The following is a 21,537-nucleotide window of genomic DNA, read 5'->3' on the forward strand; positions in this document are numbered from 1 at the left end:
CCGCGTAAAAATCTGGGATGCTGGCGATTCCGGGGAGTCGGCCAGGTCATTGCTTGTACATGCTACAGCACCCGATGGCGCAGCGCAGGCAGGTTCTGCCGCACCTCGTCCAGGCGCGCGGGGTCGATCAGCCCGCTCACCACGCCTTCGCCTTCCGGCAGCACCGCCATCACCTCGCCCCAGGGATCGATCAGCATCGAGTGGCCCCAGGTGCGCCGTCCGTTCTCGTGCTTCCCGCCCTGTGCGGCGGCCAGCACATAGCACTGGTTCTCGATGGCGCGGGCGCGCAGCAGGATCTCCCAGTGCGCCTGGCCGGTGGTGTAGGTGAAGGCGGCCGGCATCAAAATCAAGCTGGTGCCGCCGCTCTCGGCGAGCTGGCGGTAGAGCTCGGGGAAGCGCAGGTCATAGCAGACCGACATGGCGACCCGTCCACAGGGCGCCTCGAAGCTGACCGGGGTCTGGCCGGCCAGGATGGTACGCGATTCGTCGTAGCTTTCAGTGCCGCGCGTGAAGCCGAACAGGTGGATCTTGTCGTAGCGCGCCACGCGTTCGCCGCGCGGGTCGTAGACGAGCGACGTGTTGTAGACGCGGGCCTCGTCCTCGCACCACAAGGGCAAGGTGCCGCCGACCAGCCAGATCCGGTGGCGGCGCGCGGCATCGGCCAGGAATGACTGGATCGGCCCGTCGCCGTCGCGCTCGCGGATCGCTACCTTGTCGCCTTCGCGCAGGCCCATCATGCAGAAGTACTCCGGCAGCAGTACCAGCTCGGCACCGCCCTTGGCAGCCTGCGCGATCAGCGCGTCGGCGCGGGCCAGGTTGGCCTCGGGCGAAACCCCGCTGATGGTCTGGATGGCAGCGACGCGAAAAGGGGCCGCGCTGTGGGCCGAGCTAGGGGCCGAACTGGGTGCGGATGCGGAGGCGTTTGCGGTCATGAAGCGGTTTCCTTGGCTTGCGGCGGCTGCGCGGCGGGGCTCGGGCGGCAGGGCCAGTCGCTACGGTTATGGCGCCGGGTAGACACGATTGAACAAACTCTGCACGGGCGGCGAGTCGGACTTATTCTCCCCCACTTTGATGATCTGCGGGTTCGCCCAGCCACCGCTGATACGGAAGCGGCGGCTGAAGGCCTTGGAGAACTCGTCGGCGAACAGCAACTGGGCCGCCAGTGTGCCGATGCCGAGCGCGGGATTGATGAACGCCGCCGCCACCGAGGCGGAGGTGGCGTTGATGCGCGGCACTACCGTCACGTCCAGGTCCTGCGTTTCGTGCGGGATGTTCGCGCTGCCGGTCATCGAGGCGCGCAGCTGCCCGCCCTTGAGCGCGAAGTCCTTGGTGCTGGCCACGCCGTTCTCGATCGTGCCGGTGCCGGTGATCTCGTCGAACACCATGCCCTGGCCCGCCACGCCGCGGAAGTCGAAGGTGGCCAGCCGCATCAGGCCTTGCAGGCTAAGCACGCCCAGCAGCTTGGCCGCGCCCGGGTCCACGCTGAGGATCTGGCCGTTGTCCAGCTGCAGCTTCATCCGGCCCGACAAGGTGGGGTAGTCGATCGACAGCGGCGAGCCGCGCCATGCGATCCGGCCTTCGAAGGTGCCGTGGCCATCAGCCAGCATGTGGGGCAGGCCCATGCGTTCGAGCACCTGGCCGCCATTGCGCACGTCGAGCTTGAAGTCGAGCAGCGTGCGGCGCTCGGCGGCAGCGCCTTCGCGCACCCGGCGCGGCAAGCGCCAGCTGCCGCTGCCGGTGAATGTCGCGCCCGGTTGCTCGATGACCAGACGGTCCAGCGTCCACACAGGCTCGCCGCCGTTTTCGCTGGCGCGCGCCTTGACCTCCAGCTTGCCGAAGTCGCGGCCGTGCAGCTCAAACCGATCGGCCACCAGGTCCAGCGCGGGCAGGTCGCCGCTGTTGCCGGCGAGCGGATCGGCGGCGTTGGCGGCGTCGCCCGTGTCGGGGATGTTCAGGTGCGACAGGCGCAGCGTGAGCGCGCCCGCCGGCGTGGCGGCATCGCTGCGCCAGCGCATGTTCCCCGCCACCTGGCGGGACTCGATCTGCATGTCCCAGCCAGCGCTTTCGCGGGTGGCCTCGAGCACGACATCGTCGAGCTCGCGGCCAAAGGCGTGCAGCGTGCGCGTGCGCGCGGAAATGCGCTCGGGCAGGTAGGCGGACACCGGCGCGGCATTGCCTGCACTGGCATTGCCGGCTTCCGCCAGCAGCGCGCGCCACGCATCCAGGTCGAAGCGGCTGGCCGCAAGCGCCGCGGTGACGCCGCTGGCGGGCTGCGGCGCGGGCTGCTCGATGCCGATCCCGCCAGCCTGCACTTCCACGGCGTCGCCATTGCGGCGCAGCAGGTAGCGCGCATTGAGCACGTTGCCATACTGCGCCAGCATTTCCTCGCTGCCGGCACGGGCGGCGGCCGGGCGCAGCTCAAAGCGCGATGGCACGGCCTGCGCCGCGCTCTTGGCAATAGGCGCGGGCAGGTTCACCGCCAGCCCGGCCAGCTCCGATGCGACCGTGATCTGGGGCTGGTGATCGCGCACGCTGATCACAGCGCTGTAGGCGGTGCTGCCTTCCAGTTTCTGTACCAGCCCGGCCGCGGACGAGACGCCAAACGCCTCGCGGATGCCCTGGGCGGTAAGGTTGCCACCGGCATTGACCCGGATCGTGCCGTCGGGCTGGCTGCCCCCGCCGGCGCGAATCTCGCCGCCCAGGAAGCGGGCGCGCAGGTCGTTGAGCTGGAAGCCGTGCTCGTTGAAGGCGACCACGCCGGTGGTGCCGGCCAGCACTGGCAATTGCGGTATCAGCACCACCTCGTTGCCGGGCAGCCGGAACTGGCCGTCGACCTTGGTTGCCTGCGCGTCGGTGAGGGGCAGGTCAAGCTTGAGCCGAAGCTCGCCGTTGCCCTGGGCACGCATATCCGTCAGCACCTGGCCGGTCCAGTCGCGCACCGGGCTGGCGGCGACGAAGCGCAGGAAGCCTGCCATCGACCCGCTGGCGCTCCCGTCCAGCACCAGGCGGCCATGCTCGCCGAGGTCGGCGATGCGGCCATTGACGTCCTGCAGCGTGACGCCGGTGGCGCCTTGCACGCTGGCGCGCTGCGCGACGAACGACAGGCCGCCGCGCTCGAACAGCAAGTGGCCGCTGATGTCGGTGAAGTCAGGCCAGGCCTTGCCGCCATTGCTGGCGCTGGCGGCGCTGCCCGCCGGCGCGCTCACATGGGGCGCGATCTGGTAGCTGACATGCCGGATTGGCACCTCGACCCGGAAGTCGCCGGCGCCCTCGTACGGGCTGTGGAAGGGGAAGTGCTCCAGGTCGCCCTTGACCAGGAACTTGACGTCGCTGGCTTCGCCGCCGACCAGGGCGCCAGCCAGGTACTGGCGCGTGGAGGCGGGTATGCCCATGGGCAGGTAGCGCGGCACGCGGCTGACCTGGGCGCGGGTCAGTTCGCCGGTCAGGTCGGCAATGCCGCCGTGCCCGTCGCCACCGGCGTGCCATGTGCCTCGTACGCTGCCGGCAGTATCCGCGTTGGCGAATTGCACGCCGTCGGTGCGCACCGCCAGCTTGCCGTTGTCGCTGGTCCAGCGCACCTCGCCGTTGATCTGGTCGAACGACAGGCGCGGATCCTCGAACATGCCCGGCAGCATCAGCGCGGCGTTGTTGCCTTCAAAACGGGCGCTGCCCTGGCGTTCGTCGAAACTGAAGCTGCCGGAGATCCGCGAAAAGCCCGGCACGCCCAGATGGGGCTTGCCGTTCGCGCCGACGGGCGGGTTGGCGGGCTGGCCAAGCACCGAGACGCTGCGCAGCGTGCCCTGCACATTGAAGTGGCGCTGGCCATCGCGGCGGCTCAGCATGCCCTGGCGATCCCGGGTCCAGTTCACGTCCAGGTTGTCGACATGGCCGGAGGGCTGGAGCGCGCGCAGCTGGCGCGACAAAGCGGTGTCGAGCGGCAGCGAGGTGGCCAGCGCGCGCACGGTATTCAGGTCGAAGGTGGGTGCCTTGAGCGTGAACTTGCGCAAGGCGCCCTTGCTGTCGGTGGCCCAGCCGACCACTACCTTGCGCATGCCTTCGCGCCAGGCGCCTTCGCCGCTGGCCAGACCGGCAGCCCCGCTGGCGCCGCCGGGGGAGGCCGCGGCTGCGGAGGCCGCCTGCGCTTGCTGTGCCGGCGGCACGGCCGGCCCTTCCGCGGGCTCTGGCTGCCACAGCAGGGTGTCGATCGTGAGGATGTTGTCGCGGTCGCGCCCGGCGCGGTGCAGGACAAAGGCCTGGGCACTGGCGAGCTTGAGCGCTTCGGGCGCGCCGGAGAGCTTCAGGTCCACGCTGCTGGCGCGCAGCCGGGCCTGGCTGCGGGTGATCTGGCCACCGCGAAATTCGATGGTGCCGTCGGTGCTGAAGGTGCCGCGCGTGACCCGGTCGAAGACCGCGAGATAGCGTTGCAGCACCGGCAGCTCCAGCCGGCCAAGGTCCCAGCTGGCCTGCCCGTACCAGTTGTGCCAGTCGCCGGTGCGATGCAGGTACTCATGACGGAAATCCGCCTGCACCACGAGCGGGCGTGGTGCAAGCGTGGCCGATTGCGCTTCGAGCTTGAACGTGTGGCGCGAGCCGTGGCGCTGCACGCTGAGCTGGATATCGCCCACATCCAGTTGCGGCAGCTTGTTCTTGTCGTCGAGCCAGCGCAGCTTGCCGTCAGTGAGCTCGACCTTGCCCTGGGCCAGCAGCCAGTCGAACAGCCGGTTGTCCTGCGGCTGGGCGCCGGTGGTGTCCACGGCCATGCCGGCCACCTTGAGCTTGCCGTCGGCGGAGCGGCGGATCAGCAGGTCGGTCCGGCTGGCGGAGATCCGCTGGAACAGCACGTCCATGCTGAACAGGGAGCGCCATGACAGCTTGCCGTCAAGCTCGCCCGCCGCCAGCAGCACGCGCTGCTCGGCATCGACGGCCTTGACGTCGCGGGCATGGAAAGCGGGGTGCCAGCCATCCCAGTAGGTATCCAGCTGGCCGATGCTCAAATGGGCCGCGAGCGCCACCGAGCCGCGCTGCTCGAGCCAGGTGCGGGCGGCCGAGGCCTGCGGCCAGAGCACGAAGCGGATCAGGAGCCCGGCGAGCAGCGCCAGCAGCACCAGCGCCAGGGCCAGGCGCACCAGCACGCGTCCCAGGCCGCGCCAGACGGGATGGCGCAAGCCTGCGAGCAGGGCGCGGCCGCAAGCGCGCGCAAACGCAAGCGCGCGCGGGTTGCCTTGCTGCGATGGGGGGGAGCCTGCACCGGCGGCCCCTTCGAGTGCCGGCGTGCCGCCGGCGGTGGCGGCGGAGGGATCGGCAGGTGGGGTGGCGCGGCTGGACATGCGCAGATTATCCGACAATACTAGGCGCTCTCCAATTCGGTGCCTGACCGGCCGTGCATAACGCGCGCGCCGGCCCCGGGGCCGGCTCACGCGCTACCAAGTAACAGGAATGACTTCCACTGATCCGACGAGTTCCGCAGCCGCGCCCGCTACCGCTGCAACCGATGGCGCTGCCAGCGAACATGCGCCCGGCAACACTTCCAGCGCTGCCAGGCAGGCTGTGGCCGACATGGCCACCGGCCCGTTCGCGGTGGTAGCCGCCGTGGAACTCGTGCCGGTCGAATGCGCCGGCATGGCATTGTACTCGCCCGCCTATTCCCATTACACCCGCCGCATGGTGCAGGCCCGTCCCGAGCTGGCCGAAATCGTCGCGCTCGCGCGCGACCAGCCACTCACGCGCGCCTGGATGGAGGCACGGCTCAAGGTCCTGCATGAGCCGTCGGCCGATGTGGACGACGCCGTCAAGCGCGCGCTGCGCCGCTTGCGCGCGGAAGTGATGTGCGTGGTGATCGAGCGCGATCTGCGCGGGCAGTCGACGCTGGGCGAAGTCACCGGCGCGATGACGGACCTGGCCGAGCTCGGCATCCAGTACGGCCTGGCCATGCTCGAAGCGGACCTCGCCCCGACCTACGGCCGTCCAGTCGGGGAGGGCAGCGGGGAAGTCCAGGAGCTGGTGGTGGTCGGCATGGGCAAGCTGGGTGGCCGCGAGCTCAATGTGTCGTCCGATATCGACCTGATCTTCCTGTACGACGAAGACGGCGACACGCGTGGCGGGCAACGCAGCCTGTCCAATCACGAATATTTCATCCGCCTGGGACGGCGCCTGATCAACCTGCTGGCCGACGTGACCGGAGATGGCTACGTGTTCCGCGTCGACATGCGCCTGCGCCCCAACGGCGACGCCGGACCGCTGGCCTGCAGCTTCGGCATGCTGGAGCAATACCTGATGGTGCAGGGCCGCGAGTGGGAGCGCTACGCCTGGATCAAGGGCAGGGTGGTGTCGGCGCTGGATACCCCGCATGCGCAGCGTACCGCCGCGCAACTGGCCAGCCTGACCACGCCCTTCGTCTTCCGCCGCTACCTCGACTACGGCGTGATTGCGGCGATCCGCTCGCTGCATGCGCAGATCCGCGCCGAGGCGGCCAAGCGCAGCGGCGGGCTGGCGGCGCCAGGCGGCGGCCAGCGCGTCAACCAGCGTGCCTTCAATATCAAGCTCGGCCGCGGCGGCATTCGCGAGATCGAGTTCATGGCCCAGGTCTTCCAGCTGATCCGCGGCGGCCAGGACCCGGCACTGCGCATCCGGCCCACCCTGGAGGTGTTGACGGTGGCGGTGGAGCATGGGCTATTGCCAGCGGGCCAGGCCGAGCAACTGGCGCATGCCTACCGCTTCCTGCGCCAGCTCGAGCACCGCCTGCAGTATCGCGACGATGCCCAGACGCACCACCTGCCAACCTCGGAAGAGGAGCAGCTGGCGGTGGCGAAGATGATGGGCTGCGCCGACTGGCCGGCCTTGCTCGAGCGGCTGGCGTCGCTGCAGGATCCGGTGGCGCAGCAGTTCGAGGCCACCTTCTCGGACCCCGATGAAGCGCACGCACCGTGCGAGGCGTTGTGGCCGGCGTTGATCCAGGAAGAACAGGATGAACCGCCGTGCGAGCGCCTGGCCTCAGCCGGCTTCGGCGATTGCACCGGGCTGCTCGACCGCTTGCGCGCCATCGGCGCCTCGCTGCGCTACCGCGCGTTGTCCGAGCCCAGCCGCGTGCGCTTTGACCTGCTGGTCAACCGCGCGCTTGACCTGGCCTCGCGCCAGGAAGATGCCGACCGCACCATCGCCCGCTTTGTCGATTTCCTGGATGCCATCAGCCGCCGCGCGTCATATCTGTCGCTGCTTTCCGAGTACCCGCAGGCGATGGCGCGCGTGGCCGACACGCTGCACGCATCGAGCTGGGCCGCCGCCTACCTGACCCGCCACCCGCAACTGCTTGACGAACTGCTCGACAGCGATGCCCTGGCGGGCGCGCCTGACTGGACGGGTTTTCGCAGCCGCCTGGCCGCGCGCCTCGACGCGGCCGACGGGCAGATCGAAGCGCAGATGGACATCCTGCGCCGCGAGCACCACGCCGAGACCTTCCGCATCCTGTTGCAGGACCTGCAAGGCATGCTGAGCGTCGAGCAGATCGCCGACCGGCTGTCGGACCTGGCCGATGCCATGCTCGAGGTGACCCTGCAGGCCGTCTGGCGCCAACTGGCGACCCGGCATGCCGAGCAGCCGCGTTTTGCGGTGATTGCCTACGGCAAGCTGGGCGGCAAGGAGCTGGGCTATGCCTCCGACCTCGACATCATCTTCCTCTACGAGGACGAGCACGAGCGCGCACCTGACGTCTATGCCGCCTACGCGCGCCGCCTGATCACCTGGCTGACCAGCCATACCGCCGCCGGCACGCTGTTCGATGTCGACACGCGCCTGCGCCCCAACGGCGAGGCCGGGCTGCTGGTGACCAGCTTCGAGGGCTTTCGCCGCTACCAGCAGCGCGAGGGCGACAACACCGCGTGGGTGTGGGAGCACCAGGCCCTTACCCGCGCGCGTTTTTGCGCGGGCGACCCCGAGATCGGCGCGCATTTCGAAAGCCTGCGCGACGAGATCCTGCGCGAGCCGCGCGACGCCGCCACGCTGCGCGGCGAGATCGTCGCCATGCGCCACAAGGTGGCCGACGGGCATCCCAACCCAAGCGGATTGTTCGACCTCAAGCATGATCGCGGCGGCATGGTCGACATCGAGTTCACGGTGCAATACCTCGTGCTGCTGCACAGCCACGATCATCCCGCGCTCACGCGCAATGCCGGCAATATCGCGCTGCTGCGCACGGCCGGCGAAATCGGCCTGATCGATGCCACGCTGGCGCGCGAAGTGGGCGACGCCTATCGCCTGTTCCGTGCCCGCCAGCACCAGCTGCGCCTGGACGGGCAGGTCCACGCACGGGTAGCGCCGGCCGCGGTGGCGCCGCAGGCGGAACACGTGCGCACCCTCTGGCAAGCGGTGTTCGGCGAGCCGGTTGCCGGCGGCGGCAAATGAACGCGCAGGCGGCTGGCGCGGCGCGCCAGCCGGGATGGCCGGGCGTGCTGGCCGTATTGGCGCTCACGGCCGCCCTGGGTGCCGCTTTTACCTTTATTCCGTGGCTGCATGCGCACGGGCTCTATCTGCGCGATGCGGTCATGGGCCGCGGCGTGGCGGGCCAGTGGTGGCGGCTGCTGACGGCAATGTGGGTCCACCTTGGCTGGCAGCATTGGCTGGCGGACCTGCTGGCCGCAGCGGGCCTGTTCCTGCTGATTGGCCGCGAGGCGCGCGCCGGCGCGATGCTGGCGGTCCTGCTCGCCTGCGGCGTCGCGGTGCAGCTGGCGTTATGCCGGGTGCCGTCGGTGGGCTGGTACGGCGGGTTGTCCGGCGCGCTGCACGGGCTGGCCCTGTGGGGCGGGCTGAGGCTGCTCTATGGCAGCGGCGTGTCGCGCGTGCTCGGCGTGGCGCTCTGCCTTGGCGTGTTGGTCAAGACCTGGCTCGAGCAGTCGTGGCTCGCGCCCGTGGTGTTCGACGCGCAGTGGGGGTTCGGGGTCGTGCGTATCTCGCACGCGGCCGGCGCGCTGGCCGGCCTGGGGCTATGGCTGGTGCAGGAATGGTGGCTGCGCCGCCGGGGCGAGCCACCGGCATAGGCGCGCTGGCAAGGGGCGCGGCCGGCGCAGGCCGGACGGTGCCCCGTGGTCGCCGCCAATTCAGCGTGGTTTCAGCGCGACCGCGCCGGGTGCCGGCGGCGTCCGACCCAGTTCAGCAGCAAGCCAAGCGCGCCCAGCCCGAGCGCGAGCGGCCAGGAAATCGCGCCGCCACCACCACCCGACGAGGCGGCTGGCGCGGCGGGCGCCGGCTGGACCACCTGCGTGCCGGCGGCCACGGCGGCATTGGCATCGAGCAGGCCCGCGCCGCAGATGCCGGCATTGGCGGCGGCCGTGCAATAGGTGCCAGCCGGATGGGGCCGCGCCGAACTCTTCAAGGTGGCAAGCACCTGGGCGGGCGTGAGGGCCGGGTTCGCGGCGAGCATCAGCGACACCACGCCCGATACCAGCGGCGCGGCAAAGCTGGTGCCTTGCGAGTTGATGACGTTGTAGTTGCCAAGCGAGGTGGTGCCGTCATTGGAGAGGGTCCGGATGAACGACTCCGCCACCGTGCATTTGCCCCCCGATACCTTGGAGTTGCCACAGCCGCCGCCCGGCGCGCTCAGCGCAACCTGCGGCCCCACGTTGGCATAGCTGGCGTTCTCGCCGTCATTGGCATGTGCCGTGACGGCGACCACGCCGGTGCAGTCGGCAGGCGCCTCGACCGCGCCGGCGCTGTTGCCCGTGGCGGCAACCACCACCACGCCATTCGCGGCGAGGTCGGTCACGGCTTGCTGCTCGATGCTGGAGCAGGTCCCGCCGCCCAGGCTCACGTTGATCACGCGCGCCGGGGTGGGGTTGGCCGGCGCATTGGGTACGGAGAGGCCGCCAGCCCAGCGCATGCCATCCACGGTGTCCGAGAGCAGCGCGCCGCAGCGGCCGGAGACGCGCACCGGCTGGATGCGGGCGTTCCAGTCCACACCGGCGATGTTCACCCCGTTATTGGTGAGCGCGCCAAGCGTGCCTGCCACGCGGGTGCCGTGCCAGCTATTGTTGGTTGCGGTCGTGGTCGGCGTGGTGGTGCCTGGGCAGATGAAGCCCGCCGGCACGCCGTCGCCGGCGTCGGTGGGATCCGCGTCCCGGCCGCCGCCGTCGTTGGCGATGGACGGATCGGTAATGAAGTCATAGCCGGGCACAATGCGGCCGGCGAGATCGGGGTGCGGCAGGTAGCCGGTATCGAGCACGGCGATCACCAGGCTGCTGCTGCCGCGCGTGCGGTCCCATGCGGGGGGCAGGTTCACGCCGCCCACCACTTGGGCAGGGGTGCCGAGGTAGGGCTGGTTGAGCGCGAATTCGGGATCGTTGGGCACGGTGTCGTGCAGCCGCAGCCAGCGGTCCGGCACCACTTCCGCAATGCGCGGATCCTGGCGCAGCCGGGCGGCGGTGCCTTCCGGGTCGGCGGCATCGCTGCCGGAGACGCTCAGCAGTTGCAAGCTGCCGCCCATCTGGCGCTTGACCGAAAGCGCCACGCCGGTGCTCTGGCGCACGCTCAGCATGCGCTCGGACAAGCCGCTGGCAGCAGCGCTGTCGCTCGCGCTGGTGACGTTCGCGCCGGTGGTTGTGCTTGTGCTGCCGTCACGCCAGCGCACGATGAAGTTGCCGGTGTAATGCGGTGCGGGGCGCGCGGCGGGGTCGGGGGCCGCGCCGGCTGCGGCCGGCACACCCAGCCAGAGGGCGGTGCCCAGTGCCAGCAGCAGGGCGGCATGGGGCGCCACGCGCCGCGATTCGCCAGATTGGAATTGACGCTGTTCCTGCATGTCTACGTTCTCCCGTTGAGCCCGCTTCGGACTGACCGCGGTTACAGCATTCAACCTTCAGCTTTCAACCTTCAGCCTTCGACTTTAGCCTTCAACGTGCAAGCCATGCATTCCGACGACAGGAATCGGGCCGCGCGGGATTCAGTTCGCCGGCATGTCGCGGCCGACGGGTTGGGTGCGGTTCGGCTTGAGCACGCGGTCAGGTTCGGCCAGCTCGATGCGAGGGGTGCCGCGCAGCGTCGCAAGCGCCTGGTCCATCGTGGCATCGGCTGACGCGGAGATCGCGGTGACCAGCCACACGCCGCCCGACATGGGCCGCTTGACGACGAAGCGGATCGGCCCGGCAATCGACGCCAGCAAGCGATCGGCGTCTTCGGACACGGTGACCGGCGGCGCGGAGAACCGCACCATGATATCGCCGACGGCGCGATCGGCGCTGATGCTGTTGAGCGGTGGCGCCGACGGGCGCTGCTGCGCCTGGCAAGCGGTCAGGGCCAGCAAGGCCAGCAGGCCGCAGGCGGCGGTGATCCGCAGCGGGCGAGCCAGTGAGCGGGAGTGCGGCTGTTTGCCGAGTGACATGGGGAAACTCCTGAATGGTTACGGGCCAGGGCGCAGGCTATCAGCCTGCGCTGCGCCGCGAGCGGCGCGCCTCCCGGGCCGTGCCGGTGGTGCCGCGCAGGCCTTGCGCGAGCATCTCCTCGGCATGTTGCACTGTGGTGGCCGTCACCGTGGTCCCGCCCAGCATGCGTGCGGTTTCGACCACGCGGCCGGCGGCGTCGAGGGCACGGATGCGCGAGCGGGTGACCGAGCCTGTGCCGTCGCGCTGGCTGGTCTCCTTGCTGACCAGCAGGTGGGCGCCGGCCTGGGCGGCCACCTGCGGCAGGTGGGTCACGCACAACACCTGGCGGGCGCGGCCGAGTTCCTGCAGGCGGCGGCCCACTACCTCGGCCACCGCGCCGCCGATGCCGGTGTCGACTTCGTCGAAGATCAGGGTGGGGGTGGGCGCGGCTTCGCTGGTAATGACGGAAATGGCCAGGCTGATCCGGGCCAGCTCGCCGCCCGACGCCACTTTGGCCAGGGGGCGCGCGCTGACGCCGGCATGGCCTGCCACCAGGAATTCGACCTGTTCCAGGCCGTGGCTCTGCCCTTCGTCGAGCGGGTGCAGCGCCACCGCGAAACTGCCGCCCGCCATGGACAGGCCCTGCATGGCATCCGTCACGGCGGCCGACAGGCTTTCGGCCGCCACCTTGCGTGCGGCGCCGAGGTGCTGGGCGATGGTGAGGTAGGCGGCGCGGGCTGCGGCCTCGCGCGCCATCGCCTTGTTCAGGTCTTGGGCGGACTGGAGATCGTCCAGTTGCTGGCGGCGCGCCATCAGTTCGTCCGGCAACTGCTCGGGCGGCATCCGGTACTTGCGCGCGGTGGTGTGCAGCGCCTGCATGCGCGCCTCCACCACCTGCAAGCGTTCGGGGTCCAGGTCGATCCGGTCGACATAGCGGTTGAGCGAGTGCGCGGCCTCCTCGACCTGGACCAGCGCCGGGTCCAGCGCCGCCAGCACGTCGCCCAGCGCGGGGTCGACGTCGGCCATCTGCCGCAGGCGCTGCACCACGCTGTTAAGCCCGGACAGCACCGAGCCATCGGCCTCGGACAGCGCCTCGAGCGCGGCGCGGCTGCCCTCGATCAGCCCGGCGGCGTGCGACAGCCGGTTGTACTCGGCCTGGATGTCTTCCCATTCGCCGGGTTGCGGCGCCAGCTTCTCGAGCTCGCCGACCTGCCATTCGAGCCGCTCGCGTTCCAGCTGCATCTCACGCGAGCGGTGCTCGACGTTTTCGCGCTGGCGCACGCACGCACGCCACGAGCGCCAGGCTTCGGCCACCGCGCCGGCTTGCGCGGTGAGCCCGGCATGGGCATCGAGCAGCAGGCGCTGGGCGTCCGGGCGCAGCAGCAGCTGATGGGCATGCTGGCCGTGGATATCGACCAGGCGGTCGCCGATGCCGCGCAGCTGGCCCAGCGTGGCGGCGGCGCCATTGATAAAGGCCTTGCCGCGCCCGCTGGCGTCGACCGTGCGGCGCAGCAGCACCGTGCCTTCGTCGCCGGTGAGATCGTGTTCGGCCAGCCAGGCGTCGAGCCCGGCCGGGGTGGAAAAGGTGGCGCTGATGCTGGCCCGGGCGGCGCCTTCGCGGACCACGCCGGCGTCGGCGCGCTCACCCAGCACCAGGGCCAGCGCATCGATCAGGATCGACTTGCCGGCACCGGTCTCGCCGGTGAAGACGGTGAAGCCCGGGGAGAAGTCGAGGTCGAGGGTATCGACAATGACGAAATCGCGGATGGACAGGCTGCGCAGCATCGTGGTCGACGGGTCGGGGCTGGGTGATGTCAGGGGACGGATCTGGGCCGGATCGGTGCGGGCCGGGGCGGATCAGAGCCGGTTGTCTTCGCTCGGGTACTCGTGCCAGTGCAGCTTCTTGCGCAGCGTGGCGTAATAGTTGTAGCCGATCGGGTGCAGCAGGTTGACGGTCTTGGCCGAGCGCCGCACCACGATGCGGTCGCCGGGCAAGAGCGAGGTCAGCGACTGCATGTCGAAGTTCACGCTGGCGTCACGCGCCGTGGCGACCTCGATCGACACCTCGGCGTCGTGCGGCAGTACGATCGGGCGGTTGGACAGCGCATGCGGGGCAATCGGCACCAGCACCAGGCCCGACAGGGTCGGGTGCAGGATCGGGCCGCCCGCCGACAGCGCATAGGCGGTCGAGCCGGTCGGCGTGGAGACGATCAGGCCATCGGAGCGCTGGTTGTACATGAAGTGGCCGTCCACCGACACCGCCAGCTCGACCATGCCGGAAATGCCGGAACGGTTGACCACGACGTCGTTGAAGGCCAGCGCGGAGAAGATCACGCCATCGTCGCGCACCACCTGGGACTCCAGCAGCATGCGGGTCTCGGACTCGTAGCGGCCCGCCAGCATGTCGGGCAGCACCGAGTGCACGTCCTGCAAGGGGATGTCGGTCATGAAGCCAAGGCGCCCGTGGTTCACCCCGATCAGCGGCACCGGGTAGCCGGCCAGCTGGCGCGCCAGGCCCAGCAGGGTGCCGTCGCCGCCGAGCACCACCGCCACATCGGCATGCTTGCCGATCTCGTCGGGCGCCAGCGCCGGATAGTCGGTCAGTCCGGTGGCCAGGGCCGTGTCTCGCTCGAACACCACATCCTGGCCGTTCCTGAGGATACAGGCGGCCAGCTCTTCCAGCGGGCCCTCGATGCCGGCTGTGGCGTACCTGCCGATCAGGGCGACGGTGCGAAATGGGGCGCGCGCGGCGCCGGGCTTGGGGAGCGAAGACATGCCGGGATTAGACCATACCGCCGTGACCATTGTCAGCAGGAGGGCGCTTGGCGCCGGGCCGGATCGCCGATGAGCCGCCCGAATGGTGAAAACTTGCGTAAAATCAGGTTCATCATGGATGAACGTGCGAAAACGCTTCTCAAAACCCTCATCGAGCGCTACATCGCCGAGGGGCAGCCCGTGGGCTCACGGACCTTGTCGAAGTACTCGGGGCTCGACCTGTCTCCGGCCACCATCCGCAATGTGATGTCCGACCTGGAGGAAATGGGGTTCATTGCCAGCCCGCATACCTCGGCCGGGCGCATCCCCACGCCGCGCGGCTACCGGCTGTTCGTGGACACCATGCTGACCGCCCAGCCGCTGGATGGCGCGCTCAACCTGGCCGAGCTGACCGGCAAGATCCGGGGCCAGCTGGAGGGTCAGCAGCTCGGGCCGCAGCGGATGATCACGTCGGCGGCGCACACCTTGTCCAACCTGTCGCAGTTCGCTGGCGTGGTGATGACCCCCAGGCGCGCCCAGGCGTTCCGCCAGGTCGAATTCATGCGGCTTTCGGACAAGCGCATCCTGCTGATCATCGTCACCCCAGAGGGCGACGTGCAGAACCGCATCATCCAGACCGAGCTGCCGTATTCCCCGTCGCAACTGGTCGAAGCCGCCAATTTCATCAACTCGCACTTTGCCGGCATGAGCTTCGACAATGTGCGCGACCACCTGCGCGGCGAGCTGCGGGCGCTGCGCATGGATATGTCGCAGCTGATGCAGGCCGCGGTGGAGGCGGGGAGCAATGCCATGGCCGAGGGGGAAGACGACCATGTCTTCATCTCGGGCGAGCGCAAGCTGCTGGAGGTGGAAGACCTGTCTTCCAGCATGGAAAAGCTGCGCCGCCTGTTCGACGTGTTCGAGCACAAGACCGGCCTGCTCAAGCTGCTCGATGTCTCCAGCCACGCCCAGGGCGTGCAGATCTTCATCGGCGGCGAGAGCAAGCTGGTGCCGCTCGAAGACATGGCGGTCATCACCGCGCCCTATGAAGTCGACGGCCAGATCGTCGGCACGCTCGGGGTGATCGGGCCGACCCGCATGGCCTACGAACGGGTGATCCCGATCGTCGACATCACCGCGCGCCTGTTGTCCAGCGCGCTCAGCCAGAACTAGTGTTGGCTCGGCCCTGTCTTACAAACTGCCTGTTCCCCGCATCCTGTAAGCTCGGCGAGACCTGGCGGCCGCGCGCCCTGTGCCCGCGCCGCCCCGCCACACCGGAAATTACATGACGTTTACCCCTGAACCGGCCTACCAGCATGGCCAGGCGCCGCGCACGGCCATCCTGCTGATCAACCTCGGCACCCCGGATGCGCCAACGCCGAAGGCGGTCGGCAGCTACCTCAAGCAGTTCCTGTCCGACCCGCGCGTCGTGGAGATCCCACGCGCGGCGTGGCTGCCGCTGCTGTACGGCATCATCGTGCCGCTGCGCTCGCGCGCTTCGGCGATGAAGTACGAGTCGATCTGGCTGCGGGAGGCGCATATGACGGGTTCCCCGCTGCTGGTGCACACCGAGCGCCAGGCTCACGCCTTGCAACTGCTGCTGAACCAGCAAGGCCATGAGGTGACAGTGGCGTGCGCCATGCGGTACGGCAATCCGTCGATCGGCTCGGTGCTGGAAGCGCTGCGCCGCCAGGGGACCGAGCGCATCCTGCTGCTGCCGCTATATCCACAGTACTCCGGCACCACCACGGCGACGGGCTTCGACGAGGTGTTCCGGGTACTCAAGCAGTGGCGAAACCAGCCGGAGCTGCGGCTGGTCAAGCATTTCCACGACCATCCGGCCTATCTTGCCGCCTTGCACCAGCAGGTGGGGGCATACTGGGCGCAGCATGGCACGCCGGATTTCGCGCGGGGCGACAAGCTGATCCTGTCGTTTCACGGCGTGCCGCGCCGCACGCTGGAGCTCGGCGACCCCTACCATTGCGAGTGCCTCAAGACCGGGCGCCTGCTGGGCGAGGCGCTGGGCCTGCAGCCCGGGCAGTACCAGGTCACCTTTCAGTCACGCTTTGGCAAGGCGGAGTGGCTGCAGCCCTATACCGCGCCCACCCTGCAGGAACTCGGCAAGGTCGGCACCGGCCGGGTAGACGTGTTTTGCCCGGGCTTTCCGGCCGATTGCCTGGAGACGCTGGAAGAGATCGCCATGGAAGGGCGCTCCGAGTTCCATGTGGCAGGCGGCAAGGTGTTCCACTACATTCCCTGCCTCAACGATTCGGAAAGCTGGATTGCCGGGCTGGCGGAGATTGGCTTGCAGCACTTGCAGGGCTGGCCGCTGCGGCTGCCGTATCCGCATGAGCTGGAGGCCCGCCGCACGCACGCGCAGACGCGTGGCGCCGCGGCATGAGCGTGGCGCTGCCCAACGGATGGAGGTGACGACATGAGTGTATCTTTCGAGGCCGATGCCCGCCTGCGCATCGACAAATGGCTGTGGTGCGCGCGCTTCTTCAAGACTCGCTCGCTGGCTGCCGAGGCGGTGGACCGTGGCAAGGTGCAGGTCAACGGCCAGGCATGCAAGAATTCGCGCGAGGTCAAGCCGGGCGACACCGTCGTCCTCGAGGCGCATCAGCAGCGCTGGGAAGTGGTCGTAAAAGGCATTGCAGCGGTACGCGGCCCGGCCGCGGTAGCCCAGACGCTTTATGCGGAAACCGAGGCCAGCGAGGCGCGCCGGCGGCAGGATGCCGAGAATCGGCGGCTTAACGTGGAGCCTGCATCGAAGCTGCAGGGGCGCCCGACCAAGCGCGATCGCCGCCAGATCGACGGCGTCAGGGGGTGAGGCGGACAGCGATTCAGGCTGTACGGACTCACCCGGCCGGGTCAGCGAACGTAGGGAATGATGTAGTGTTTGAACACCGCCTTGCCACTGCCGTATTCGGTGTCTCGCGGCGTGAAGGCGCCGGAGAGGCAGATGAAGACTGTCATCACCGATAATGCGGCGAGAAGGAAGACCGTCAGAACAGGCAGCTTATGCATGGCTAACCTTTCGAGAGTGGCCCCACTTGAATTGCATCTTCGACCCCGTTATTTTTGTCATTTTTATACGGTTTCATCTTAGGGGGTGCGCTGCAGCAAAGCAATATGACCCCTATTTCCGTAGACCCCTCTTTGTAACCTTGTATTTCACTGCACCGTCGCGGTGCGCACTTGAAAATCCGGGGGCCTGCCACCAACTGCAGGCTACATTTGCCGATTGACCACCCGGCGGCCTGCGCTAGACAGGCCGCGCCTTTGTTTGATACGGATCGACATGGAAGAACAGAAGCAGACGCCATCCACCACGCCGCCGCTCACGCCAGCCAGCGAGGAGCTGAACACCGCCCCGGCCGGCCAGGCCGATAACGCCGCCACCGTGGACGTGGCGGCCCAGTTGGCCGCGCTTGAAGCCAAGGCCAAGGAAAACTACGACATGTTCCTGCGGGCTACCGCGGAAGGCGAGAACATCCGCCGCCGCGCCCAGGAAGACGTTGCCAAGGCCCATAAATTCGCTATCGAGACCTTTGCCGACTACCTGCTGCCCGTGATGGACAGCCTGCAGGCGGCGCTGGCCGACGGGTCGGGCGATATCGCCAAGCTGCGCGAAGGGGTCGAACTGACCGCCCGCCAGCTCGTCAGCGCCTTCGAGAAGGGCAAGATCGTCGAGCTGAACCCGGTTGGCGAGAAGTTCGACCCGCACCGCCACCAGGCCATTTCGATGGTGCCGGCGCCGCAGGAGCCGAACACCGTGGTCACGGTGCTGCAGCGCGGCTACACGATCGCCGATCGCGTGCTGCGCCCGGCGCTGGTCACGGTGTCCGCGCCCAAGTAAGCGCCACCTCTTTGCGGTCCGCCCGGCGGGCTGGCACAAGCAACGCCCGGTGCCGCTGGCCCGGGCGTTTTTCATTGCTGGAGATGTCCATGTCCACCGAGCCAGGCAACCCCGCCACGCCCGACACCGCCGTGGATCCGGCGGCGCACCTCGACCATCGCGCCTTCGACGCGTTCGGCATGCGCGAGGTGGACGGCGCCGGCATCGATGGCGCCATCGCTGCTGCTGGCGACGCGCTGGTCTGCGTTTTTTTCTGGGGCGTGGACTGCTTCAATTGCGAAATGGCGAAAAAAGCCATGCTGGCCAATCCAGACCCGGTGCGGGCGCTGGAGCTGCACTGGCTGCACGCCAATGTCTATGCGCACCCGGATATGGGCAAGCGATTCGGCCTGCACGGCATTCCGGTCTTCATGTTCTTCCACAAGGGCAAGAAGCTGGGGCGGGCCACCGGCTGGCATGGGCAGGGCCAGTTTGCCGCGGCGGTAGCCAATGCACGGCTGAAGGCTAGCGGCAAGCCGCTGGCCGGTTAGGCGCGTCCGCGCGTCACCGTGACAGCGCGTATCCCAGCCGGAATTGCCAAGGCAGCTTGCGGTTGTAGTCCAGCAAGCTCTCGCCATAGCCGACGAAATAGCCTGCCATCAGGTAACCCGCCGTGCCGGGGATCAGCCTGGCCAACGGATACGTCACCGATGTGTCGACGCTACCGTAATACTTCTGCGTGCCTTTGCGCAGGGTGGTGGCGAACTCCCATGAGTCCGGCTTGCCGTAGGCCAGCTTCAGGTCCATGTAGCCGCGATAGCTGGCAATGTCGGAGTTGTCGTTCTTCTCGACGTAGTAGTACAGCTTGGGCGACACACTCCAGTGCCAGTTGCTCATGTCCCCCAGGTAAAACGTGGGTTTGACAAACACCGTATTGATGCTGCGCGACTGGGCGCCATCGCGGCCATTCGACTCATGCTCCAGGCCAGCCGCAAGCGAGAGCCGGCTGATCACGCGGTTCTGCACGCCGGTATCCGACAGGTAATAGAACAGGCTCGGGCGGTAGTTGGTGTCGCGGAACGGCCGGGAGTCGCTTGACAGATCCCACAGGGAAAACTGCGTGTAGCCGAAGTACAGGTTCTCGAGCAAACCGTGCGAAGCCGGATTCTCGCCTTGGTAGATGCGGAACTTGAAGCTGAACTGGAACTTGGCGTTGGCCCCGCCGTGCGCCCCGACCATGAAGTACATCGGATCGTTGAAGGTCAGCCGGCCCTGGTCTTGCAGGTCTGCCGGGACGGGCGACGCCTGGCTGGCGGCGGCGACCGGAATGACAGGGACAACCGGCACGGACGGGGTGCTTCCTTCGGCGCTTGTAACGGGTGCCGGGGTCGCCGCGACCTGGGCCGACGGCGGATCGTCGGCGCGCGGGGCGCGATTGAGCGTGACCAGCACGGGCGCGGCGTCGATGTCCACGGGATCCAGCCGGACCACGCCGCGCAGGTTGGGCGGCAATGGCGCACTGTACTCGACTGTGCGGTGCTCGCCCTTGCGCAACTTGATTGTCGAGGGGCCGGCGCTGACACGCTGCATGCTGAGCCTGACAGGGGCCTGCAGATCGGCCGAAGCCGTGACGTCGATCGCCTGGGGGACCAGGAAGCTGCGGTTCGCACCGTCGGCGCTGAGCAACAGGGTCAGGGTCAGGGGCTTGGTGCCGTCGACCACCTTCGGCGGTTGCAGCAGCGCCACGGCAGCATGGCTCGATAGCGGCCCGGCGGCCAAGAGGGCGAGGGCGAGCAGGAGCGCGGGGGGCCTGGCCGTGGCGCGGCAGATCTCGGGCTTGAGCGTGCTGAGCAGCATGGGAGGCGGCAGCGCATCCTCGTGAAGAGGTGATGCGCACGCGGCAGGATATTGTGACGCGGTACAGCCTATCACGTGCCTATCACGCCATGCGGCAGAATCTTGTGATGATTTGTACGCAGCCCGGGCAGGGCTGGGACGTCACCTAGCGGGTAGCGCGGCGCTGGATCGAGGCAATGTATTGCTCGCCATCCGGCGGCATGCCTGTGCGTTGCGCCTGCCAGAGCATTTCGCCGAGGCATTCCATGACCTGATGCTGCGCTTCGTGCGGTGAATCCAGGCGCTGCGCCAGGGATTCGTAGGCGCGGCGGATGCCGGGGGGCTGGTCGATGGATACCTGCTCGGAGATCGACAGGTGCATGGCCAGGTGCAGGAAGGGATTGGTCTGGCCGCCTTCAGGCGTGTAGTCCTGAGCCAGCGCGCCTTCCGTGTCGGTGAGCAGGCTGTGATACTCAGGATGCTCGCCGATCCAGTCGACCGCAATGACTTCGAGCGGGGTGAGGACGCTGCCTGCGCGTTGCTTCTGCCAGGCTTCACAGAAAAAACGGCGGACTTCTTCGCGGGAGGGATTGAACATGATGGCGCTATTGTAAACGAGCGCTTCCACTGCTGCAGCGCAGCGCAAAGCGGCCCCCTCGCAAGCTGACCGAATCGGCCTGCCAGCCACTAGAATGCGGCGTTGCCCGGCGTCGCCGGGTCCATTTCCTGCCAGCGCGCCACCATGTCCGCTCCCCGTTCCTCCGCCGCCCGTGTCCGGCAGCCTCAGCAACACGCCCGCGAGCAGCTCGTGGGCGTGTTGCTGATCGCCGTGTCGGCCAGCGCCTTTGGCGCCATGGCAATCTTCGCGCGCTTTGCTTACGACGCGGGCACCGATGTCTACGGCCTGCTGGCGGTGCGTTTCGTGCTGGCCGCGGGCGCGCTGGCGCTGGCGATGCGCCAGCGCGGCGTCAGCCTGCCGGGCTGGCGCAAGGTGCTGGCGCTGGCTGCCATGGGCGGCATCGGCTATGTTGGCCAGTCATTCTGCTTTTTCACCGCGCTCAATCATGCCCAGGCCAGCCTGGTGGCCCTGCTGCTTTACCTGTATCCGCTCTTTGTCACCATCCTCGCCGCCGTTTTCCTCAAGGAACGGCTCGGCACCGCATCCGTGATCGCGCTCGTGCTGTGCTCGGTGGGGGCGGGGCTAACGGTGGGGGGTGGCCAGGGCTCGGCGCTGGGCATCGGGCTTGGCCTGGCCTCGGCCGCGATCTACTCGGTGTACATCATCGTGGGCGCGCGCGTGACGGCGGGCGTCAATCCGCTGGCCACTACCACCGTGGTGTGCAGTGCGGCCGCGGTGGTCTATGTCGTGGCTGGGGTGTTGCGCGCGGGCGCCGGCGTGCCGCCGCAGTTCCCGCAGAGCGCCGCTGGCTGGCTGGCGCTGCTGGCGATCGCGCTGCTGTCCACGGTCCTGGCGATCCTGACCTTCTTCGCCGGCTTGCAACGGCTCGGCGCGGCACGGGCTTCGATGTTGTCCACCCTGGAGCCGGTGGTGACAGTGGTGTTGGCGGCGCTTTTGCTCGGGGAGCATGTCGGGATGACGCAGGCGTTGGGCGGCGGCTTGATCCTGGCGGGCGTGCTTTGGCTGACCAGCAAGGGTTCCGGCGCACAGGATGTGCAACAGAATTGAACCCCTTGCTCAAATCGCTTGCGTGGCGAGGGCGGCGTCTTAGATACAATCCGGTTCTCACTTCTTGTTCAGGAACCGAC

Annotated in this window: 17 protein-coding genes; 8 read left to right on the forward strand and 9 right to left on the reverse strand. The window is 68.4% G+C overall.

Annotated elements, in window-relative coordinates; translation table 11 throughout:
- Positions 1 to 62: 62 nt before the first annotated feature.
- Complete coding sequence (locus tag ACX12D_RS06250) at positions 63 to 932, reverse strand: carbon-nitrogen hydrolase family protein (RefSeq protein WP_459373311.1); 870 nt, start codon at positions 930 to 932, stop codon at positions 63 to 65.
- 66 nt (positions 933 to 998) lie between these two features.
- The gene (locus ACX12D_RS06255) at positions 999 to 5,327 is read right to left on the reverse strand and encodes a YhdP family protein (RefSeq protein ID WP_459373312.1); all 4,329 of its coding nucleotides are present in this window, start codon (positions 5,325 to 5,327) and stop codon (positions 999 to 1,001) included.
- Between the two features lie 229 nt (positions 5,328 to 5,556).
- On the opposite strand from ACX12D_RS06255, the gene glnE reads away from it, so the two are divergent.
- Together glnE and rrtA are read left to right on the forward strand one after the other, a co-directional pair.
- Positions 5,557 to 8,397 carry a bifunctional [glutamate--ammonia ligase]-adenylyl-L-tyrosine phosphorylase/[glutamate--ammonia-ligase] adenylyltransferase gene (gene glnE / locus ACX12D_RS06260; protein ID WP_459373951.1) on the forward strand — a complete coding sequence of 947 codons (2,841 nt, stop codon included), beginning with the start codon at positions 5,557 to 5,559 and terminating at the stop codon, positions 8,395 to 8,397.
- Positions 8,394 to 9,029 carry a rhombosortase gene (rrtA, locus tag ACX12D_RS06265; RefSeq protein WP_459373313.1) on the forward strand — a complete coding sequence of 212 codons (636 nt, stop codon included), beginning with the start codon at positions 8,394 to 8,396 and terminating at the stop codon, positions 9,027 to 9,029. Before glnE ends, rrtA begins: the two co-directional genes overlap by 4 nt.
- 71 nt (positions 9,030 to 9,100) lie before the next feature.
- Here the strand turns inward: rrtA and ACX12D_RS06270 are convergent, their stop codons facing one another.
- The 4 genes from ACX12D_RS06270 to ACX12D_RS06285 all read right to left on the reverse strand — a co-directional run bounded on the left by ACX12D_RS06270 (position 9,101) and on the right by ACX12D_RS06285 (position 14,117).
- Positions 9,101 to 10,783: a S8 family peptidase gene (locus tag ACX12D_RS06270; RefSeq protein WP_459373314.1), complete on the reverse strand. Its 1,683-nt coding sequence runs from the start codon at positions 10,781 to 10,783 to the stop codon at positions 9,101 to 9,103.
- A gap of 141 nt (positions 10,784 to 10,924) precedes the next feature.
- Complete coding sequence (locus ACX12D_RS06275; protein ID WP_459373316.1) at positions 10,925 to 11,362, reverse strand: hypothetical protein; 438 nt, start codon at positions 11,360 to 11,362, stop codon at positions 10,925 to 10,927.
- Positions 11,363 to 11,402: 40 nt separating this feature from the next.
- The gene (gene recN, locus ACX12D_RS06280; RefSeq protein WP_459373317.1) at positions 11,403 to 13,127 is read right to left on the reverse strand and encodes a DNA repair protein RecN; all 1,725 of its coding nucleotides are present in this window, start codon (positions 13,125 to 13,127) and stop codon (positions 11,403 to 11,405) included.
- A gap of 72 nt (positions 13,128 to 13,199) precedes the next feature.
- Complete coding sequence (locus ACX12D_RS06285; RefSeq protein ID WP_174422855.1) at positions 13,200 to 14,117, reverse strand: NAD kinase; 918 nt, start codon at positions 14,115 to 14,117, stop codon at positions 13,200 to 13,202.
- Positions 14,118 to 14,231: 114 nt separating this feature from the next.
- On the opposite strand from ACX12D_RS06285, the gene hrcA reads away from it, so the two are divergent.
- The 3 genes from hrcA to ACX12D_RS06300 all read left to right on the forward strand — a co-directional run bounded on the left by hrcA (position 14,232) and on the right by ACX12D_RS06300 (position 16,926).
- A complete protein-coding gene (hrcA, locus tag ACX12D_RS06290; protein WP_441633598.1) occupies positions 14,232 to 15,269 on the forward strand; it encodes a heat-inducible transcriptional repressor HrcA in 1,038 nt (345 codons plus the stop codon).
- 112 nt (positions 15,270 to 15,381) lie between these two features.
- The gene (gene hemH, locus ACX12D_RS06295) at positions 15,382 to 16,497 is read left to right on the forward strand and encodes a ferrochelatase (RefSeq protein WP_459373318.1); all 1,116 of its coding nucleotides are present in this window, start codon (positions 15,382 to 15,384) and stop codon (positions 16,495 to 16,497) included.
- 33 nt (positions 16,498 to 16,530) lie between these two features.
- Positions 16,531 to 16,926 carry an RNA-binding S4 domain-containing protein gene (locus tag ACX12D_RS06300; RefSeq protein WP_441633602.1) on the forward strand — a complete coding sequence of 132 codons (396 nt, stop codon included), beginning with the start codon at positions 16,531 to 16,533 and terminating at the stop codon, positions 16,924 to 16,926.
- Positions 16,927 to 16,967: 41 nt separating this feature from the next.
- On the opposite strand, the gene ACX12D_RS06305 is transcribed toward ACX12D_RS06300, so the two are convergent.
- Positions 16,968 to 17,123, reverse strand: a complete 156-nt coding sequence (locus ACX12D_RS06305; protein WP_006160162.1) for a hypothetical protein — start codon at positions 17,121 to 17,123, stop codon at positions 16,968 to 16,970.
- A 274-nt stretch (positions 17,124 to 17,397) separates the two neighbouring features.
- Between ACX12D_RS06305 and grpE the strand changes: the two genes are divergently transcribed.
- Both grpE and ACX12D_RS06315 read left to right on the forward strand, forming a co-directional pair.
- Complete coding sequence (gene grpE, locus ACX12D_RS06310; RefSeq protein ID WP_043344862.1) at positions 17,398 to 17,955, forward strand: nucleotide exchange factor GrpE; 558 nt, start codon at positions 17,398 to 17,400, stop codon at positions 17,953 to 17,955.
- Positions 17,956 to 18,044: 89 nt separating this feature from the next.
- Positions 18,045 to 18,485, forward strand: coding sequence for a thioredoxin family protein (locus ACX12D_RS06315; protein ID WP_459373319.1), 441 nt, complete (start codon positions 18,045 to 18,047; stop codon positions 18,483 to 18,485).
- A gap of 13 nt (positions 18,486 to 18,498) precedes the next feature.
- On the opposite strand, the gene ACX12D_RS06320 is transcribed toward ACX12D_RS06315, so the two are convergent.
- Positions 18,499 to 19,791, reverse strand: a complete 1,293-nt coding sequence (locus ACX12D_RS06320) for a phospholipase A (protein ID WP_459373320.1) — start codon at positions 19,789 to 19,791, stop codon at positions 18,499 to 18,501.
- Between the two features lie 145 nt (positions 19,792 to 19,936).
- The gene (locus ACX12D_RS06325) at positions 19,937 to 20,368 is read right to left on the reverse strand and encodes a DUF1841 family protein (protein WP_441633608.1); all 432 of its coding nucleotides are present in this window, start codon (positions 20,366 to 20,368) and stop codon (positions 19,937 to 19,939) included.
- A 144-nt stretch (positions 20,369 to 20,512) separates the two neighbouring features.
- Between ACX12D_RS06325 and ACX12D_RS06330 the strand changes: the two genes are divergently transcribed.
- Positions 20,513 to 21,457, forward strand: a complete 945-nt coding sequence (locus tag ACX12D_RS06330) for a DMT family transporter (RefSeq protein WP_459373321.1) — start codon at positions 20,513 to 20,515, stop codon at positions 21,455 to 21,457.
- Positions 21,458 to 21,537 lie beyond the last annotated feature (80 nt).

The sequence above is a fragment of the Cupriavidus sp. PET2-C1 genome, from assembly GCF_054515855.1.

Coding starts and splice junctions, on each gene's coding strand:
- ACX12D_RS06250 (WP_459373311.1), bottom strand. CDS start 932: ATGACCGCAAACGCCTCCGCATCCGCACCCAGTTCGGCCCCTAGCTCG.
- ACX12D_RS06255 (WP_459373312.1), bottom strand. CDS start 5,327: ATGTCCAGCCGCGCCACCCCACCTGCCGATCCCTCCGCCGCCACCGCC.
- glnE (WP_459373951.1), top strand. CDS start 5,557: ATGGCCACCGGCCCGTTCGCGGTGGTAGCCGCCGTGGAACTCGTGCCG.
- rrtA (WP_459373313.1), top strand. CDS start 8,394: ATGAACGCGCAGGCGGCTGGCGCGGCGCGCCAGCCGGGATGGCCGGGC.
- ACX12D_RS06270 (WP_459373314.1), bottom strand. CDS start 10,783: ATGCAGGAACAGCGTCAATTCCAATCTGGCGAATCGCGGCGCGTGGCG.
- ACX12D_RS06275 (WP_459373316.1), bottom strand. CDS start 11,362: ATGTCACTCGGCAAACAGCCGCACTCCCGCTCACTGGCTCGCCCGCTG.
- recN (WP_459373317.1), bottom strand. CDS start 13,127: ATGCTGCGCAGCCTGTCCATCCGCGATTTCGTCATTGTCGATACCCTC.
- ACX12D_RS06285 (WP_174422855.1), bottom strand. CDS start 14,117: ATGTCTTCGCTCCCCAAGCCCGGCGCCGCGCGCGCCCCATTTCGCACC.
- hrcA (WP_441633598.1), top strand. CDS start 14,232: ATGGATGAACGTGCGAAAACGCTTCTCAAAACCCTCATCGAGCGCTAC.
- hemH (WP_459373318.1), top strand. CDS start 15,382: ATGACGTTTACCCCTGAACCGGCCTACCAGCATGGCCAGGCGCCGCGC.
- ACX12D_RS06300 (WP_441633602.1), top strand. CDS start 16,531: ATGAGTGTATCTTTCGAGGCCGATGCCCGCCTGCGCATCGACAAATGG.
- ACX12D_RS06305 (WP_006160162.1), bottom strand. CDS start 17,123: ATGCATAAGCTGCCTGTTCTGACGGTCTTCCTTCTCGCCGCATTATCG.
- grpE (WP_043344862.1), top strand. CDS start 17,398: ATGGAAGAACAGAAGCAGACGCCATCCACCACGCCGCCGCTCACGCCA.
- ACX12D_RS06315 (WP_459373319.1), top strand. CDS start 18,045: ATGTCCACCGAGCCAGGCAACCCCGCCACGCCCGACACCGCCGTGGAT.
- ACX12D_RS06320 (WP_459373320.1), bottom strand. CDS start 19,791: ATGCTGCTCAGCACGCTCAAGCCCGAGATCTGCCGCGCCACGGCCAGG.
- ACX12D_RS06325 (WP_441633608.1), bottom strand. CDS start 20,368: ATGTTCAATCCCTCCCGCGAAGAAGTCCGCCGTTTTTTCTGTGAAGCC.
- ACX12D_RS06330 (WP_459373321.1), top strand. CDS start 20,513: ATGTCCGCTCCCCGTTCCTCCGCCGCCCGTGTCCGGCAGCCTCAGCAA.